The 17,659-nt window shown below is 64.9% G+C and carries 16 protein-coding genes; 6 read left to right on the top strand and 10 right to left on the bottom strand.

Annotated features, from left to right (window positions below; all coding sequences use genetic code 11):
• Positions 1-71 precede the first annotated feature (71 nt).
• From NKF27_RS02720 to NKF27_RS02700, 5 genes are all read right to left on the bottom strand, one after another.
• Positions 72-1,487 carry a hypothetical protein gene (locus NKF27_RS02720; RefSeq protein ID WP_253029221.1) on the bottom strand — a complete coding sequence of 472 codons (1,416 nt, stop codon included), beginning with the start codon at positions 1,485-1,487 and terminating at the stop codon, positions 72-74.
• A 347-nt stretch (positions 1,488-1,834) separates the two neighbouring features.
• Positions 1,835-2,716, bottom strand: coding sequence for a tRNA-uridine aminocarboxypropyltransferase (locus tag NKF27_RS02715; RefSeq protein WP_253555260.1), 882 nt, complete (start codon positions 2,714-2,716; stop codon positions 1,835-1,837).
• Between the two features lie 363 nt (positions 2,717-3,079).
• A complete protein-coding gene (locus NKF27_RS02710; protein ID WP_045993075.1) occupies positions 3,080-3,802 on the bottom strand; it encodes an NAD-dependent deacylase in 723 nt (240 codons plus the stop codon).
• 47 nt (positions 3,803-3,849) lie between these two features.
• Positions 3,850-5,592, bottom strand: coding sequence for a bifunctional isocitrate dehydrogenase kinase/phosphatase (gene aceK, locus NKF27_RS02705; RefSeq protein WP_108131228.1), 1,743 nt, complete (start codon positions 5,590-5,592; stop codon positions 3,850-3,852).
• A 165-nt stretch (positions 5,593-5,757) separates the two neighbouring features.
• Positions 5,758-7,236: a TrkH family potassium uptake protein gene (locus tag NKF27_RS02700; protein WP_253555259.1), complete on the bottom strand. Its 1,479-nt coding sequence runs from the start codon at positions 7,234-7,236 to the stop codon at positions 5,758-5,760.
• 161 nt (positions 7,237-7,397) lie between these two features.
• On the opposite strand from NKF27_RS02700, the gene NKF27_RS02695 reads away from it, so the two are divergent.
• Genes NKF27_RS02695 through NKF27_RS02685 form a run of 3 tightly spaced genes read left to right on the top strand, consistent with a single transcriptional unit; the run spans position 7,398 to position 9,218 of the window.
• Positions 7,398-8,168, top strand: a complete 771-nt coding sequence (locus NKF27_RS02695) for a pseudouridine synthase (protein WP_253555258.1) — start codon at positions 7,398-7,400, stop codon at positions 8,166-8,168.
• A complete protein-coding gene (tcdA, locus tag NKF27_RS02690; RefSeq protein WP_253555257.1) occupies positions 8,168-8,965 on the top strand; it encodes a tRNA cyclic N6-threonylcarbamoyladenosine(37) synthase TcdA in 798 nt (265 codons plus the stop codon). The genes NKF27_RS02695 and tcdA overlap by 1 nt, the downstream gene beginning before the upstream one ends.
• 19 nt (positions 8,966-8,984) lie before the next feature.
• A complete protein-coding gene (locus NKF27_RS02685) occupies positions 8,985-9,218 on the top strand; it encodes a DUF1653 domain-containing protein (RefSeq protein WP_253555256.1) in 234 nt (77 codons plus the stop codon).
• Positions 9,219-9,471: 253 nt separating this feature from the next.
• On the opposite strand, the gene bfr is transcribed toward NKF27_RS02685, so the two are convergent.
• The 5 genes from bfr to lptF form a co-directional block, all read right to left on the bottom strand.
• Positions 9,472-9,957, bottom strand: a complete 486-nt coding sequence (gene bfr, locus NKF27_RS02680; protein ID WP_253555255.1) for a bacterioferritin — start codon at positions 9,955-9,957, stop codon at positions 9,472-9,474.
• Positions 9,958-10,307: 350 nt separating this feature from the next.
• A complete protein-coding gene (locus NKF27_RS02675) occupies positions 10,308-10,514 on the bottom strand; it encodes a bacterioferritin-associated ferredoxin (RefSeq protein WP_045994717.1) in 207 nt (68 codons plus the stop codon).
• A 338-nt stretch (positions 10,515-10,852) separates the two neighbouring features.
• Positions 10,853-11,332, bottom strand: coding sequence for an RDD family protein (locus NKF27_RS02670; protein WP_253555254.1), 480 nt, complete (start codon positions 11,330-11,332; stop codon positions 10,853-10,855).
• 301 nt (positions 11,333-11,633) lie between these two features.
• Positions 11,634-12,698 carry an LPS export ABC transporter permease LptG gene (lptG, locus tag NKF27_RS02665; RefSeq protein ID WP_253555252.1) on the bottom strand — a complete coding sequence of 355 codons (1,065 nt, stop codon included), beginning with the start codon at positions 12,696-12,698 and terminating at the stop codon, positions 11,634-11,636.
• The gene (lptF, locus tag NKF27_RS02660; RefSeq protein WP_083970631.1) at positions 12,695-13,777 is read right to left on the bottom strand and encodes an LPS export ABC transporter permease LptF; all 1,083 of its coding nucleotides are present in this window, start codon (positions 13,775-13,777) and stop codon (positions 12,695-12,697) included. Before lptF ends, lptG begins: the two co-directional genes overlap by 4 nt.
• 194 nt (positions 13,778-13,971) lie before the next feature.
• On the opposite strand from lptF, the gene NKF27_RS02655 reads away from it, so the two are divergent.
• The 3 genes from NKF27_RS02655 (at position 13,972) to NKF27_RS02645 (ending at position 17,437) form a co-directional block, all read left to right on the top strand.
• Positions 13,972-15,489, top strand: a complete 1,518-nt coding sequence (locus tag NKF27_RS02655) for a leucyl aminopeptidase (protein ID WP_253555250.1) — start codon at positions 13,972-13,974, stop codon at positions 15,487-15,489.
• A gap of 241 nt (positions 15,490-15,730) precedes the next feature.
• A complete protein-coding gene (locus NKF27_RS02650) occupies positions 15,731-16,825 on the top strand; it encodes a branched-chain amino acid aminotransferase (RefSeq protein WP_253555248.1) in 1,095 nt (364 codons plus the stop codon).
• Positions 16,826-16,891: 66 nt separating this feature from the next.
• Positions 16,892-17,437 carry a DNA polymerase III subunit chi gene (locus tag NKF27_RS02645; protein WP_253555246.1) on the top strand — a complete coding sequence of 182 codons (546 nt, stop codon included), beginning with the start codon at positions 16,892-16,894 and terminating at the stop codon, positions 17,435-17,437.
• The last annotated feature ends 222 nt before the right edge of the window (positions 17,438-17,659 follow it).

Genomic DNA, 17,659 nt, shown 5'->3' with positions numbered 1-17,659 from the left:
ACGCCATCCCTGGCCCGTCGTTTCAACGCTGGACCGGACGATGCCGTTGGTGACGCCACAGATCCTGACCGTCAGGCCAGCGAACGACCGGCCACACGCAGGCGACTGTACTCTTCCAGTGCCGATGACTCGGTCATGCTGCAGATCCAGTCATGCACCAGGCGTCCACGATGATAGGCCTCCCAGACCTCGCGGCTCGCCCCTTCCCAGGGCTGCGCCATGGCCTGGCGGTACACCCTGAGCACGCCGGGCGGCAACCGCTTCACCCACAACGTCAGCCGCGGCGAGGCGCCATGGCCCTCGTCCAGCAGTCGCACGAAGGCCGCTTCCGGCAGGCGCAAAGCCGGCAGGGCGGCATCGAGCAGTCCACATAAGGTGCGGTAGCCCTCGAGCTCCAGCCGTTCCAGCTCCGGATCCCGATATTCGACCCGGGTGGCCAGGCTGTCGAAGGCCTCGAGCAGAGCGCGACAGCCGACCTCCGCGCTCAGCAGCCTCAACTGAGGCTGTCCCTCCCGGATGTTCTCCAGGTGGGCCACGAAGGCATCGGCGGCGTGATTGACCAGGGTGCGCCCCAGCGCCAGTCGCAGGTAGTGAAAGAAGCGCCCCAGTTCCTCGACGTTGTCCCGCTCATAGCGGCGCAGCGCCCAGTCCAGCATGCCACCGAGGCTCCAGCGGCGTACTACTCCGTGGCGCGAGAAGCGCCGCTCCTCCAGACTCGCCCAGGGCTCTCCCTGGCGGGCCAGCCCCTCCACGTAGGCCTGCTTGAGCGATGCCACCAGGGACGTCGGGTCGATCAACCCCCGCTCCACCACCGCCTCCAGACGAGACAGGGTCCGTGCAATGACCTCGGCGGCATCCACCACGTAGCTGGCCGGATGGCGATGATCCTGGCCCAGCCCCAGGACACCACGCATGGCCGTCTCCTGGTCGCTCTCGGCACGATAGCAGTAGCCCTGGCGGCCACGGCCATCGTCGCCCACTTCGCGCCACACCGCCTGCTCCCCCAGCAGCACCGCGCCCTGGACATGGGTCAGCGAGATCCCCTCCTGCTTGCCGATGGTGCGGAGCGCCTGGGCCTGGGCGTCGAAACGACACAGCTCGTTGAGCAGGGCCGCGCCCTGGATATCGTCCTTGGCCAGCGGCAGCTGGCGGCCTCCCAGGGCCGACATATGGCTGTCGAACCAGCCGCAAAGCGCAAGTTCTCCGGCCTGGCCGAAGGGAGGTCGACCGATATCACGCAGCAGGCTGCCCACCTCGACCAGACAGATGAAGGCGTCTTCCAGACCATCGAGGCCACAGTCACCCGCCCGCTTGCCCAGCTTGCGATAGACCATCTGCACGATCCGGCGCCCCATCTGCTGTCGCTCCAGCGAGGCCGACAGCAGGCGTCTCTGGCTTGCGTGGGCCAGCACCGCGCCCTGCTGGGGCAGCAGCTGCAATCGACGCAGGCTGGCACTGTGGACGACCCGGGTACGGTCCTTTTCCAAGCGACGCTCCAGCGTCGCCACGGAAAATGCGGCATCACCATCCACCGCCAGCGATGGACAGCGATCTCCCGGGAGAGGTCGGCAGGGGTGAAAACGCCTACGAAAATCCATAACGCTCCTCGTGCGCCAAGCCGCACAGATTGACCAAACTGTGTCAAAAGAAGAGCGTCTCCCAGAAAAAGCCCGGGTGAACTAGGATATTCGCGACACCACAAGCCAGCGGACGTGGATAGGGAATGTAGTTTTATACCGACAGGTCCGAAAAAACCCGCTCAATACGGCATAGTTATGCGTATACCGACACCGATCCTGGCGTTGTCGTCGCCTCGATGCCTGACCACGCCCTCTCACCCTCGCCGTGCGGCCAACCTGCGCATGGCCGGGCTTGGCGTCTCGATCTTGTGGTAGCGCCGACTGGCGGCGTAGCTGTCGTTGAAGACGTCGAAGTAATCGTCGAGCACCGAAGCGGCGTCTTCCTCGCCGCTCTGACGCAATAGCTCGGCGGCCACCTCGGCGGTGCACAGATGCGCCTGGGAAGCGGGTTTGCGCAACCGATAACGCGTCAGTCGATCGGTTCTCAACGGCAGTACCGGCAGGCGTTCCAGGTAGGGGCTCTTGCGAAAGATCCGCCGCGCCTGACGCCAGGTGCCGTCGAGCAGGATCAGCACCGGGATGCGCTCACGGGGGACTCGCCGGACCGCCTCCACCTCGACCACGCGGTCGGCGTAGTCGGGCTGGTCGTCGGGGAATACCACGAAGGGGGCGTAACGCTCGTCGGCCAGGAGCGCCAGCAGCTTTGCATCGGGCGTGGTGCGATACCAGGTGAAGACACGGGTGGGCGCCAGCACGTCGGCGATCAGACGGCCGGTGTTGGTCGGCTTGTGGTGCTCCAGCGGATGGGTGATCAGCCACACCTGGACCCGAGAGTCGGCCTTGGCCTGATAGGGGCACAGGCAGTTGAGTTCGGGCAGATTGCAGCCAGCGCAACGGGTGACGAAACTGCCGCGCGCCTTGAACTCTCGCCGCGGGGGACGCGGATGACCGGTGGCTGGGTCCCGGTCGGGGCTCGGGCTCTCGCCGAGGTGCGGATCCCCGACAGCGCTCGGCTCACCCGGATGGCGCTCGGCGGACGCCTCCTCGGTAGTTGAAGCTTCGTGAGTCGAGCCGGAATCTTCGGCGTGGGCGTCATGCAGGGAGGGGGCGGAATCGGCGAAACGAGAGTCACACATGGGCGGGAAGCAGGCTGCGGCAAAGGGCGCCCAATCTACCACGCCCCATTGTCTGCGTCAGGCAAGCCACCACAAAGATGGCTCAATCTACCACCCGCTCGATGGCTCTTTAGACAACCCGCTCGATGGCTCTCTACACAACCCGCTCGATGGCTCTTTAGACAACCCGCTCGAAGGCTCTCTACACAGGCCGCTCGAAGGCTCTCTACACAGGCCGCTCGAAGGCTCTCTACACAGGCCGCTCGAAGGCTCTCTACACAGGCCGCTCGACGGCTCTCTACACAAGCCGCTCGACGGCTCTTCAGACAACCCGCTCGAAGGCTCTCCCTGCACACAGCTCGACGGCAACACCATTACCCGGGCCTAGCCCAATTGCGGCATGAACAGTCGACCTTCACGCTGCCAGTGACGGGTCAGGGCGGGCACGCCCTCACCTGCCGGCATCACCAGCCGGGCAACGCCAGCAGGCACCCTGAGCGATTCGTCAGGGTCCACCAGCACGCAGTCGGCATCGAAGGGCAGTTCGTTGATCAGGGCCGCCGCCGGCATCACCGCCAGCGAAGTGCCGACCACCAGCAACAGGTCCGCCTCGGCGACGATCTCGCAGGCGTCCTGATAGGCCGGCACCGCCTCGCCAAACCAGACCACGTCCGGGCGCAGTTGGCTGCCACGGTCACAGACGTCGCCCATGGCGATATTGCGACGCCCCAGCGGATAGCGCATGCGCTCGTCCACCGAGGAGCGCGCCATCATGATCTCGCCATGCAGGTGCAGCACCCGCCGGGAGCCCGCTCGCTCGTGCAGATCGTCGATGTTCTGGGTGACGATGCTGACCTCGAAGCCACGCGCCTCGAGGTTAGCCAACGCCCGGTGGGCGGCGTTGGGACGCGCGCCACGTACCTGGTCCCGACGGGCGTCATAGAAGCTCAGCACGCGCTGCGGGTCTCGTGCCCAGCCCTCGGGGGTGGCGACGTCCTCGATGGGATGATCCGCCCAAAGGCCATCGGCGGCACGGAAGGTCTGGATTCCGCTCTCGGCGCTGATGCCGGCGCCGGTCAGCACCACCAGATGGGGGGCCTTGGACATGAACTCGCTCCACAGCTTTGAGAGTCTGAATCAGCGCCGCCACGGACTCAGTAGGTCAGGCCCCCGGGGTCCGAGGCGAAGCGCTGCTTGTTGCGATAAGGGTAGACGTCGATCACCTGACCGTCGGTGATCGCCGCCTGCAGGCTCTTCCAGTAGTCGGCATCGAAAAGCTCCGGATGCAGTTCGAAGAACAGCTTGCGCAACTGCACATTGGCGAACAGGAAGGGCCCGAATTCCTCGGGGAAAATATCATTGGGCCCCACCGAGTACCAGGGTTCGTCGGCCAGCTCCTGCTCGGGATACAGGGGCTCCGGGATATGCCGGAAGTTGCACTCGGTGAGATAGCTCACCTCGTCGTAGTCGTAGAAGATCACACGCCCGTGGCGGGTCACCCCGAAGTTCTTCAGCAGCATGTCGCCGGGGAAGATGTTGGCCGCCGCCATCTGCTTGATGGCGTTGCCGTAGTCCTTGAGCACCGCACGGGTCTCGGTCTCGTCGCACTGTTCCAGATACAGATTCAGCGGGGTCATCATGCGCTCGGTGTAGCAGTGCTTGATGATGACCTTGTCGTCCTTCAGGTAGACATTGCTCGGCGCCACTTCCAGCAGATGCTCCAGGCATTCGGGATCGAAGTGGTCCTTGCGCGACACCAGGTAGGAAAACTCCTGGGTATCGGCCATCCGGCCGACCCGGTCATGGCGCTTGACCAGGCCGTACTTCTCGCGCACGTTGTCGCGACTCATCGCCTTGGACGGGTCGAAGCGGTCCTTGATGATCTTGAACACGGTGCGGTGTGAGGGCAGCACGAACACCGCCATCACCATGCCGCGCACCCCGGGGGCGATGATGAACTTGTCCTCGCGCCGCGCGATCTGCTGGTTCAGGGCACGGAAGAACTCGGTCTTGCCGTGCTTGAAGAAGCCGATGGCGGCGTAGAGTTCGCTGATCGGCTTGTCCGGCATCAGCATGTGCAGGTAGGCCACAAACTCCCGGGGCACGGTGGCATCGACCTGGAAGTAGACCCGGGTGAAGGAGAAGATGATCGACACTTCGTCGGGCTCGATCAGCACCGTATCCAGGTGCAGCCCCTTGCCCTCCTCGTGGAGCACCGGCAGCACCAGCGGCACCTGCTCGCCATCGCGGTGGATGCGGCCGACCAGGTAGGCGCCCTTGTTGCGGTAGAAGACGCTCTTCAGCAGTTCGATTTCGGTGTCCGTGCCGTCCGCCAGCCCTTGCGGCAGGTGCTCGACCAGAAAGTCACGCGCCAGATGTCCGCAGTGGCCCAGGTCGATGAACTCCATGCCCAGTTCGGCCCCCTCCAGCGCCTCGGCGATGGCCCTTGACCAGTCCCCCTCCACCGCGATGTGTCGGCACAGCTCGATGCCCGAGTGGTGTGACGCAGCGTCCCTGGAGGAGTTGACGAACATCCAGTCATCGCGGATGTGGCGGTGATGGAAGATCGAGCAGAACAGCGAATTGAAGTAGGTCTCGGCCAGCTCGTAGTCGAGTCGCTGACCGATCAGCTCGACATAGTGCCCCTTGGCCTCACGCCAGCACTCGCAGTGGGTCAGGATGTCCTCGTCAAAGGTGCGCTGCAGGCGCCCCAGGGTCTCGTCGACCTTTTCCTGATAGAGGTTGATCCGCTCCGCCGAGGCCTGCTGGGCCTCGCGCCAGGCGGCGTCGCGAAAGCGTCGATTGGCGTCCAGGGTGATCTGCTTGAAGCGCGAGCGGTACTCGTCGAATCCATGCAGGATAGTGGCGGCGATGCGATAGGCAGGGGACAGTTTCATCACGGGGCTCCCGACGGGCGTCAGCTCAGAATGACCGCCGCCGCCACCTTCGGCGAGACGACCAATGTCGACTGTCATGTTGCCGTGCAACATGGCAGCCGCCAAGCCGTCTGTCCAACCCGGCACACTACGCCATCGATCACCTCCCCCACCGCCGCCAAGGACCTACTTGCGCCAGAACATCGGGGTCAACAGTACCAGCACGGTCAGGATTTCCAGGCGGCCCATCAGCATGCCCACACACAACAGCCACTTGGCGGCGTCGGGCAGGGTGGAAAAGTTGCCGGCAGGGCCGATGATATCGCCAAGTCCTGGCCCGACGTTGGCCACCGCCGTGGCCGCCCCGGTCAGCGCCGTGACCAGATCGAGTCCCAGCATGCCGAGGGCCAGGGCGAGACCGGCGATGGTCAGAAAGAAGAAGAAGGAGAAGGCCACCACGCCCCGGCTGATCTCGTCGGACAGCGGCACACCGTTGTAGCGAGAGACGAAGACCCCGTGGGTGTGGATCAGAAAGCGCAGCTGACTCAGCAGCATCTTGATCGCCACCTGGAAGCGAAAGATCTTCATGCCTCCGCTGGTCGAACCACTGCAGCCACCGACAAAGGTCAGATAGAAGAACGCCATGGCGGCGAACGGGCCCCACTGGCTGTAGTCGTCACTGGCGTAGCCGGTGGTGGTCACCACCGAGACCACGTTGAAGGCGGTGTGAGTCAGGGCATCGAACATCGCCTCGCCTCGCCATACCCGATAGAGGCTGAGGATCAACGTCACCACCACCAGTAGCCACACCAGCCCGCGGACCTGTTCGTCGCGCCACAGCGCCAGCGGAGAGCCGCGCAGAAAGCGGATGTAGAGCACGAAGGGCAAGGCCCCAAGCAACATGAAGAAGGTGCCCATCCACAACAGATGCGGCTGGTCGGCGTAGGCGCCGAAGGAGGCGTCTGAATTGGCGAAGCCACCGGTGGATACCGAGCTCATGGCGTGCACCACCGCGTCTACCGGTGCCATGCCGCCGATACCGTAGGCCAGGATCGCCACCAGGGTGCCCAGGGCGTAGATGCCGAGCGTGGCCTTGGCGATGCCGCCGGTACGCGGCATCACCTTGTCCGACCAGTCCGAGGATTCGGTCTGGAACAGGCGCATGCCGCCGACCTTGAGAAACGGCAGGATGGCGATACCCATGACGATGATGCCGATGCCGCCGAGCCACTGCATCAGTCCCCGCCACAGCTTGAGACCGTCGGACAGCTGGTCGATATCGGTAAGGATGGTGGAGCCGGTGGTGGTGATCGCCGAGACCGACTCGAACACCGCGTTGGTCAGCGACAGATGGGGTGCGCCCAGCACCAGCGGCAGGCTGGCGAAACCGCTGATGCTGACCCAGCTCAAGGTGGTCAGCACGAACATCTGCTGGGTCTTGAGCGCCACCGGTATCCGCCAGGTCAGCCACCAGCACAACAGCACCGTGGCCATTACCACCAGCAGGGAACGAGCGAAGGCCGGTGCATCGGCGTCGCCTTCCCATACCAGCACCCCCCAGGGCAACAGCATGAACAGCGCCAACACCAGCCAAAGTACCGACAGCACCTTGAGGACCGGTGCCCAGTCCCTGCACCAGCGCAGCATCCCTATCCCTCGGGTCATAGCCTGCTCTCTCACCGATTGTCGGCGCTCATCATAGACCAAAGCCGTAGCCGGAGATGCCCCTCAACTCACGGAGTCGTCGCAATCCGGATGACAGATCGCCGCAACATGGCGACAATAGCGCGCCTCGAGCACGCATTCACGTCAAAGGTATCGCCGCGATGTCCCTGCCCTTGCCCATTCTCTACCAGGACGACGATCTGGTGGCGGTGCACAAGCCGTCCGGGCTACTGGTGCATCGCAGCGCGCTGGCCCGTGGCGAGCGCGAATTCCTGCTGCAGCGCCTGCGCGACCAGTTGGGACAGCGGGTCTACCCGGTGCACCGCCTCGACCGTCCCACCTCCGGGGTCATGGTGTTCGCGCTTTCCTCGGACATGGCCCGACGGCTGGCCGAGGCCTTCACCGAGCGCCAGGTGGCCAAGCGTTACCTGGCGGTGGTGCGCGGCATCGGCCCCGAGACCGAGCGCATCGACCGGGCACTGCGCGAGGAAGACGGCAGCCGGCCCAAGGCCGAGATGCCGGCAATGCCCGCGATCACCGAGGTGCGCCGGCTCGACAGCGTGGAGCTGCCGGTACGACTCGACCGCTACCCTCAGGTTCGCTACTCGCTGATGGAGGCCCGCCCGCTGACCGGGCGACGCCACCAGATACGCCGTCATCTGTCCGGCATCGGCTACCCGATCATCGGCGACGCCAAGCACGGCAAGGGCAACCACAACCGTTTCTTCCGCGACAGCCTGGACTGCGATCGGCTGCTGCTGGCAGCGACCTCGCTCGAGTTCGAGCACCCTCGCCACCGCACCCCGCTGGCGCTGTGCTGCCCACTGGACGCCTGCATGACGCGGCTGTTCGACCGTTTCGGCTGGCGCGCCCACCTGCCCCGGCCTGCCGATACCGCCACCGTGACCGCAACGACCCAGCGAGATTCCTGATGAGCACTGACCCCAGCGACAACGACTATGACCTGCGCTTTGGCGGTATTCGCCGCCTCTACGGCGCCACCGCCAGCGCCCGCCTGGCGCAAGCCCACGTGGTGGTGGTCGGCGTCGGCGGTGTCGGCAGCTGGGCGGTGGAGGCGCTGGCCAGGAGCGGCGTCGGCAAGCTGACCCTGATCGATCTCGACGATGTCTGCGTCTCCAACGTCAATCGTCAGCTTCACGCCCTCGACGGCACCATCGGGCGGCCCAAGGTAGAAGTGCTGGCCGAGCGCTGCCGGGCCATCCACCCCGGCATCGAGGTCATCACCGATGTCGCCTTCGCCACCCCGACCAACCTCGCCGAACGCATTCCCGAGGACGCCGATCATCTGATCGACGCCATCGACAGCGTGGTGGCCAAGGCCGCTCTGATCGCCTGGTGCAAACGCCGCAAGCTGCCACTGACGGTAACCGGCGCCGCTGGCGGCCAGACCGATCCCACCCGGATCAAGGTGGCCGACCTGACCCGTACGGAGCATGATCCCCTGCTCGCCAAGGTGCGCTCGCGCCTGCGCCGCGATCACGGCTTTTCGCGCAATCCCAAACGCCGCTTCAGCGTCGAGTGCGTCTACTCCGACGAGCAGCTGGTCTACCCCGGCCAGGACGGTGAGGTCTGCCACACCAAGCCTGGTGCCGGCGAGTCCACGCGCCTGGACTGCGAGAGCGGCTTCGGCGCCGCCACCTTTGTCACCGGCAGCTTCGGCTTTGTCGCCGCCTCGCGGGCACTGGCCAGGCTGACCCGTGTGAAATGAGCCAGACAAGGAAATGACCATGACAACCGCGCAATCCCCCCTTCCGGTGCCCGGCATCTATCGCCACTACAAGGGCCCGCTCTACGAGGTGACCGGCGTCGCCCACCACAGCGAAAGCGAAGAGGCCCTGGTGGTCTACCGCGCGCTCTACGGTGATTACGGCCTGTGGGTGCGCCCCCTTCAGATGTTCTGCGAGAGCGTCGAGGTCGAGGGCGTCACGACGCCGCGCTTTGCCCTGGAGAAGGCGTTCTAGCCAGGCCGGACGACGCTCAGGTCGGTGACGCTGGTCCATGGCGCAGGTCCGACGATACCCGCCCGACGATGCCTACCCGACGATACCAGCCCGACGACGCTGGTCCGACGACACTGGTCCCACGGTGCTGGTCCAGACGACCTGGCCCGCGTACAAGCAACCGATATCCACACGCGCAGACGCAAAAAGGGGAAGCCACTGGCTTCCCCTTTTGCTTGCTTGAGCACTGTCGATCCAGCGCCTCAGCGCTGAATTACTCTTCGCCGCCGGCTTCCTGCATCTGCTTGTGCAGGTAGTTCTGCAGGCCGACCTTGTCGATCAGACCCAGCTCGGTCTCGATGATGTCGATGTGCTCTTCCTCGTCGTCGAGGATCTTCTGGAACAGGTCACGGCTGACGTAGTCCCGCACCTGCTCGCAGTAGGTGATGGCTTCGATCAGGTCGTCGCGTCCGGTATGCTCTGCGGCCAGGTCGGCCTCGAGCATCTCGCGGGTATCCTCGCCGATATGCAGCTTGCCGAGGTCCTGCAGGTTGGGAATGCCCTCGAGAAAGAGGATGCGCTCGATCAGAATGTCGGCGTGCTTCATCTCCTCGATGGATTCGTCGTACTCCCACTTGGCCAGCCGGGCCAGGCCCCAGTCCTTGTACATCTTGGCGTGCAGGAAGTACTGATTGATGGCCACCAGCTCGTTGCCCAGCACCTTGTTGAGATGCTCGATGACCTTGGGATCGCCTTTCATGGAAAACTCCTCAATGCTTGCCGGACTTGTGCTTGCCGGTCATGTGCTTGCCGGTGATTGCCGACCGGCCGTGGCCAGTCGTCGTTGATCGAACCGTCTTGCATCGGACGCCGCAGAGGCGGCGTCTCTCCTTGGCCTCGCCCGCCTTCGCAGGGCAACAGACGCGGGGCTACAGACACACTGGCACGACAAGCAATGCCCTACCAGCTCCCGTCAAGAAGCAGTATAGGGCATCCATGAAAAAACTCAATAAAATCAGAATCTTGAAAACCGCAACTACAACGATATCGATTGCTAATTCAAAAGACTACCGCAAAGGAAGTAGCGTATGAGCGTACCGACGACCAAGGCTATACCGCGTAGGCCAGCGCTTCGACTTCCAGACTGGACGCTTCCTGGATGGCATCGCGGGTGATCTGCTTGCCCACACAGGCACATTTGCCGCACTGGGTGCCACAACCGGTCTCACGTTGAACCTGACGCCAGCTACGCGCGCCGTCATCGACGCTCTGACGAATCTGTCGGTCACTGACCCCTTTGCACAGGCATACGTACATCGCCATCTCTCCTGAATCACTATAGTCGATGTTAATGATTCCCATAGCGACGCGCAACCTTTTCAAGAGTAATTCGTATTTGCTTTAGCTAAAGATTTGAATTTACGTGATCTCGCTCAAACGATGCCCCTGCCGACAGGCAATCGACAGCATCCAGAGAACAGGAAGGAAATAGAGAGGAGCGCCCCGTGCAGGCAGGATGGGAAGGGGCCGAGCAGCATCGCAGGGAGAACGTCGGCCGGGCGCGGCAGAGGGTGAAGGGTCGATGGCAGACGCCCGAGCCGGGCTGACGGGTAAGCTGCCCTGTTCAGGACTCTCGCTCAAGCGCTCGTTGCAGGCTAGCGCTTCGACGTTTTCGGCAACACCACCACCTGGGTGCCGGACGCCAGGTCCGCCCAGCTGCGCCGTTCCGCGTCGAACAGCACCCACCAGTGGCCCAGCCCCAGCGGCACGAAGGACAGCGCTCCCACGGCGAAGCGCAGCATGGTCTGACGCAGGCTGATGGGTCCGCCGTCGAGGGTCTGGACGCGCAGGCGCCAGGCCTGCATTCCCAGGGTCATGCCCCCGCGGCGCCAGAAGAAGGCAAAAAAGGCAAAGGCCGCGGCCACCAGCAGCAGTCGCAGGCTGAGCACCTGCCAAACACCTGCCCCCACCTCTTGCGGGGCCAGGCCCAGCAACTTGCGTACCACCAGCACGTGCAAGGTGGTGATCGCGATCCAGATGGCCAGCAACAGAAAGCTGTCGTAGAACATGGCGCCCAGGCGCCGGCCCAGCCCGGCGGGCCAGACGTCATCGAGATGGGGAAAACGTCGTGTCATTGGGGTTGCTCAGCAGGTGAAGTCCCAGCAGGGCGCACACGAGTGTGGGGGCCGGGTCGATCGAGAGTGCCTATGCCGGCGCAGGGCATGCAGCCCTTCATCCTGACCGCCTCAACAGGTGAAGTCCCAGCAAGGCGCACACTAACGTTGGGGCCGGGTCGATCGAGAGTGCCCATGCCGGCGCCAGGCATACTGCTCCTCACCCTGACCGCCTCAATAGGTGAAGTCCCAGCAAGGCGCACACTAACGTTGGGGCCGGGGCGATCGAGAGTGCCCAAGCCGGCGCCAGGCATGCCGCCCTTCACCCCGACCGCCTCAATAGGTGAAGTCCCAGCAGGGCGCACACGAGGGTGGGGGCCAGCACCGCCCACGCCGGCGAAAAGCCGAATACCGTGGAGGCCGGTGCCAGCAGATCCTGGAGGTACTTGAACACCAGCCCGGTGATGACCCCGTAGAATACCCTCGTCCCGGCGGCCACGGTGCGCAGCGGGCCGAACACGAAGGACGCCGCCACCAGCACCAGCGAAGCCATGGTCAGTGGCATCAGCATCTTCTGCCAGAAGTACAAAAGCGGTTGGGTGGCCTCCAGGCCCTGCTCGTCCAGATAGCTGGCGTAGGCCCACAATTCACTCGGTGCCTGGGTCTCCACGTCACGCAGCAGACGCGAAAGCTGGGTCGGCGACAGGCTGGTGTCCCAACGCAGGCTAGCCACCTTGTCGACCTCGGTGAGGTCATCGGTAAAGCGGGTCGTCTCGACCTGCTGCAGCTCCCAGAAATCGCCCTGCCACACCGCACGCCTGGCAGTGGTGACCGACTCCAGCCGGTGACCGTCGAATTCGTAGCGGGTCAGATCCAGCACGGTGTCGTCGGCGCGAATCGCACCGAAGCGATAGAAGTCATCACCCTCGCGCTGCCAGCCACCGCGTTCGGTGACCACCGCGCCCTCGCCCTGCATCTGCTGCACCTTCCAGGCGTGGGCAAACTGCTCTGTTCTGGGGCTGACGAACTCCGCCACCGTCAGCACGATCACCACCACCAGGATGATCGGCTTCATCACCCCCCAGACGATGCGCGCCAGCGACCGTCCCGCCGCCCGCATCACCGTCAGTTCGTTGTTGGAGGCCATGCTGCCGAGTCCGATCAGGGCGCCGATCAGCACGCCTACCGGGGCATACTGATAAAAGCGCCAGGGCAGGCGCATGCACAGAAACAGGAAGACCTCGAAAGCGCCATAGCCGCCTTCGATGTCTCCCAGGTCATCGATATAGGTGATGATCAGGTCCAGGCCCAGCAGCACCACCTGCACTACCAGGATGGCAGCGAGGACGTTGCGGGCGATGTAGCCGTCCAGGCGATCGAGAATCATCCGCTCATTCCCTTGCGTTGGGCATTGAAGGCCAGTCCCAGGCCGAGGATCAGGAAGCCTGCGTGGATCGGCCACATGCCGATGACGGCAGGCAGGCTGCCGCTGCCGATGGCGTCCATGGCGGCCAGCAGCAGACTCAGGTAGGCCACGTACAGAAAGATCGCCGGCAGCAGCTTGGCAAAGCGGCCCTGGCGAGGATTGACCCGGGACAGCGGCTGGGCCAGCAGGGTCAGCACGAACACCATCAGGGGAGCGCCGAGTCGCCACTGCAACTGGGCCCTGGCCTCGGGCGAAGCGTCATTCAGCAGGGTCGTGGTGGTGGCGAACTCCGCCGAGTCGGTCTCGACCGCCTCCACCGCCCGTGCCAGACGCACGGCATAGGTACCGAACTCGAGCCGCTCGGCGTCGGCGCGACCGGCCTCTGCGCTATAGCGTTCACCGTCTTCCAGCACCAGATAGCGACTGCCGGTGTCCGGATCCACCGACTGGTAGCCCTGGGTCGCCCGGGTCACCACGCTCTCGGGGGAGCCGTCATTGCGCTTCTGGCGTTCGCTGATGAACACCTCCTGCATGCGCTCGCCGTCCTCGGACACGTCGCTGGCGTAGGCGATACGCCCACTGCCGAACTCCTGAAAACGCCCTGGCGCCAGCGCCGAGAAGTCGAGCTTGCTGCGCTGTTCTTCCAGCACCAGTTCGTTGTGCAGGGCACCGGCGGGGGTCAGCCACAGGCTGAATATCCCGACCAGCAGTGCCACCAGGGCGGCGGGCACCAGGCTGACCGTCAGCAACCGGTTGGGGCTGGTGCCGCAGGCCACCAGCACGGTGATCTCGCTGTTCAGGTAGAGCTGGCCGTAGGCCAGCAGAATTCCGAGAAAGAACGCCAGCGGCAGGATCAGCTCGAGAAAGCCCGGCATGTGATAGAGCATCAGCGAGCCGAGGATGTTCGCCGGGATCTCGCCTTCGGCGGCGTTGGCAAAGTAGCGGATAAACCGACTGCCCATGATCACCAGCAGCAGCACCCCGGCCACCGCCGACATGGTCAGCAGAATCTCGCGGGTGAGGTAACGGAATATGATCAATGCGCGCTCCTGCTCTCGGTCGTCCTCACCGGTCGTCCCTGATCCAGTATAGGTCCCTGATCGATATCTCTACCCGATCGGCCGCTGCGGCCACGGTGATCATGCAAACCCCGGGGGCCTTGGGTACACTGGATGGACTCGGCATCGTGCCGGCATTATCCAGAATCCCCCCACACTTGTCTTGTGGAGTCAGCATGGAATTCCCTGTAAAGACGGCCAACCCGGTCAAGATCGAGACCGCTTGCCTGGTCATCCCGGTATTCAAGGACGGTGAGCTTACTCCCGCCGCCGCCAAGCTCGACGACGCCAGCGAGCGTCTGATCGGGCAGTTGATCGAGCGTGGCGATTTCAACGCCAAGCTCGGCAACGTCCAGCTGGTGCCCTTTGCGCCTGGGCTGTGCGCCGACCGCCTGCTGCTGGTCGGCTTCGGTGAGCGCGACAAGTGCCACGAAGGCGCCTTCTGCAAGGCCGTGGATGCCGCCTTCGCGAGCCTCGGTCAGCTGACCGTGGACGAAGTCTCGGTGGCCCTTACCGACGTGCCCGTCGAGGATCGCGACGCCGGCTGGAAGGCCCACAAGATCGCCGAAAGCGCGCTTCGCGCCAGCTACCGCTTCACCGACTTCAAGCAAGAAAGTGGCCCGGCCCCCAGCCTCAAGACGGTGTCGATCCTGCTCAGCGAAGGCGAAGACCAGAACGCAGCCAGCGAAGGCGCCCGCCAGGGTGCCGCCGTGGGCCAGGGCATCAACCTGGCCCGCCAGCTCGGCAACCTGCCGGGCAATGTCTGCACGCCGCGCTACCTCGCCAGCGAGGCCGAGCGCCTGGCCAGCGAATCCGACGGTGACCTGACCACCGAGATCCTCGACGAGGCGGCCCTTGAAGAGCTCGGCGCGCACTCGCTGTTGTCGGTAGGTCATGGCAGCGACGAGCCGTCGCGACTGATCGTGATGCGCTATCAAGGCGCGGACGACGAAAACGAGTCACCTCACGTGCTCGTCGGCAAGGGCATCACCTTCGACACCGGCGGTATCTCGCTCAAGCCCGGTGCCGGCATGGACGAGATGAAGTTCGACATGTGCGGCGCCGCCAGCGTGTTCGGCGCGGTAGCCTCGATCCTGGCGATCAAGCCAAAGATCAATCTGGTCGCCATCGTCGCCGCCGCCGAGAACATGCCCAGCGGTCGTGCCACCAAACCGGGCGACATCATCAAGACGCTGAAGGGGCTGTCGGTGGAGGTGCTCAACACCGACGCCGAAGGCCGCCTGGTGCTGTGTGACGCCCTGACCTACGCCGAGCGCTTCGAGCCGGCCAGCGTCGTCGATATCGCCACCCTCACCGGTGCCGCCATCATCGCGCTCGGCCACCACGCCACCGGCCTGATGTCCAACGACGACGACCTGGCGCTGGACCTTCTCGACGCCGGCGAGACCGCCTGGGACCGCGCCTGGCATCTGCCACTGTGGGACGAGTACCAGGAGCAGCTGGACTCCAACTTCGCCGACCTGGCCAACATCGGCGGGCGCCCGGCGGGCACCATCACCGCCGGCTGCTTCCTGTCGCGCTTCGCCACCGACTTCCCCTGGGCGCACCTGGACGTGGCCGGCACCGCCTGGAACAGCGGCAGCGCCAAGGGTGCCACAGGCCGCCCGGTGGGCCTGCTGACCCGCTACCTGCTCGACCGCGAGGCAGAGGTGGTCAACACCGACCAGGACTGACCCGGCAAGTCCGCCGTCCACACGGGTGCCGACAGACGTCGGCACCCGCCCCGGCGGGCTTCCCCGTCCTACAGGCTTTCCCGACCCACAGGCTTTCCCGAAAGGGCGAGCCTGTGTCATTCTGATTCCATCGGCAGGCACGATGCCTGCCCACCCCATCCCGGTCGAGCCCCCTGACTCGACCTCGATCCGCTGTCGCCGCAGAGCCCTTGCGGCGCGATACGATTCTGGAGAACGACCCGTGTCCATCCAAGGCTTCTCGCTCGAGCCCAACGCCAACGCCACCGACGCGAGCATCCGTAACACCATTCTCGAGAACCCGGGCTTCGGTCGTCACTTCAGCGACCACATGGCCCACATCCGCTGGACCGAGGACGCCGGCTTCCACGGCCATCAGGTACGTCCCTACGGCCCGCTGTCACTGGACCCGGCCGCCTCGGTGCTGCACTACGCCCAGGAAATCTTCGAGGGCATGAAGGCCTACCGACACGCCGACGGCAGCGTCTGGACCTTCCGCCCGGAAAAGAACGCCGCGCGCTTTCGCGCCAGCGCCCGTCGCCTGGCCCTGCCGGAACTGTCCGACGAGGACTTCATCGGTGCGGTCAAGGCGCTGGTCGCCCAGGACATCGACTGGGTGCCGACGCCGGCAAGCGCAGCCGAGGAATCCAGTCTCTACCTGCGCCCCTTCATGATCGCCTCCGAGGCCTTCCTTGGCGTGCGCCCGTCCAAGGAGGTGGACTTCTACGTCATCGCCTCGCCGGTAGCTGCCTACTTCAAGGGTGGGGTCAAGCCGGTATCGATCTGGCTGTCGTCGAACTACAACCGCGCCGCTCCTGGCGGCACCGGCTACGCCAAGTGCGGCGGCAACTACGCCGCCTCGCTGCTGGCCCAGAAGGAAGCCGCCGACCACGGCTGCGACCAGGTGGCCTTCCTCGACGCCGTGGAAAACACCTGGATCGAGGAACTCGGCGGCATGAACCTGTTCTTCGTCACCCGTGACGGCCGCCTGGTCACCCCGCGCCTGACCGGCACCATCCTCGAGGGGGTGACCCGGGATTCCATGCTCGAACTGGCCAAGGATGAGGGCCTGACCCCGGAAGAGCGCCCCATCAGCATCGACGAGTGGCGCGATGGCGTGGCCTCCGGCGAGATTACCGAGGTCTTTGCCTGCGGTACCGCCGCGGTCATCACCCCCATCGGGCGACTGGTCAGCGAGGACGGCGTGATCGAGCACCCTGAGGGCAACGAGGTGGCCAGCCGACTGCGCAAGCGTCTGCTCGACATCCAGTACGGCCGTGTCGAAGACACCCATGGCTGGCTGACCCGTCTTGCCTGATCCGGCTCCTTCCCTACTAAAAGGCCGCCCCCGGGCGGCCTTCGTTCAGCCATCAAGTCAGAGCGCATGACCAAGATCGATTTCTACATCCTGCCGGACACCACCCTCGAGGCCCGCCTCGCCTTCGCCTGTCGGCTGACCGAGACCATCGCCCGCAAGGGCTATCGGCTCTACCTGTACGCCGAAGACGAAGCCATGGCCCGGGAGCTCGACCAGCGCCTATGGGACTTTCGTCCCGACGCCTTCGTCCCCCATGCGCTCGAGGCCGGGGGCGGGGCCGATGCAAGAGAGGCCGGGGGCGGGGCCGGTATGCAAGAGCCCGGCGGCGGGGCCGACGCAAGAGAGGCCCGCGCTACAGAATCAACCCAGCAAGAAGCGAGGCCAGTTGCCGTCACCATCGGCTGGCAGGGCCCGCCGCAAAGCCTCGACCCGCCGCCCCAGGCGATGCTCAATCTGTCGCCGGAAATCCCCGAGTGGTTTTCTCGCTTCGAGCGAGTGGCCGAGATCATCAACCAGCACCAGGACGTACTGACGGTCAAGCGCGAGTGCTGGAAGACCTACAAGCAGCGCGGCTACCCGGTCACACCGCACCACCTCGAGGGGCAGGGGTAGACGCCGGCCAGCAAATCGTCAGGACACTGCTGGTCATCCCGGCAGCCCCTGACGCCCCGCGTCGGATCAGGGTATAATCGAGCCCATTTTTCGCAGGCCTCACTCGCGCAACCGCTCTTCGGCGGGAAGCTTGCGAGCCCGAGCGCCGGCTGTCGAACTCCAAGCCCAGCGCCCTGCGCGAGCCTCTGTCTCGTGCCTGGCATGCCCCGGGCTCCGCTAGCA

This window comes from Halomonas sp. DN3, assembly GCF_024137905.1.
Classification (GTDB): domain Bacteria; phylum Pseudomonadota; class Gammaproteobacteria; order Pseudomonadales; family Halomonadaceae; genus Halomonas; species Halomonas litopenaei.
Note: the sequence above shows the minus strand (reverse complement) of the source record. Positions and strands in the feature narration are given on the sequence as shown.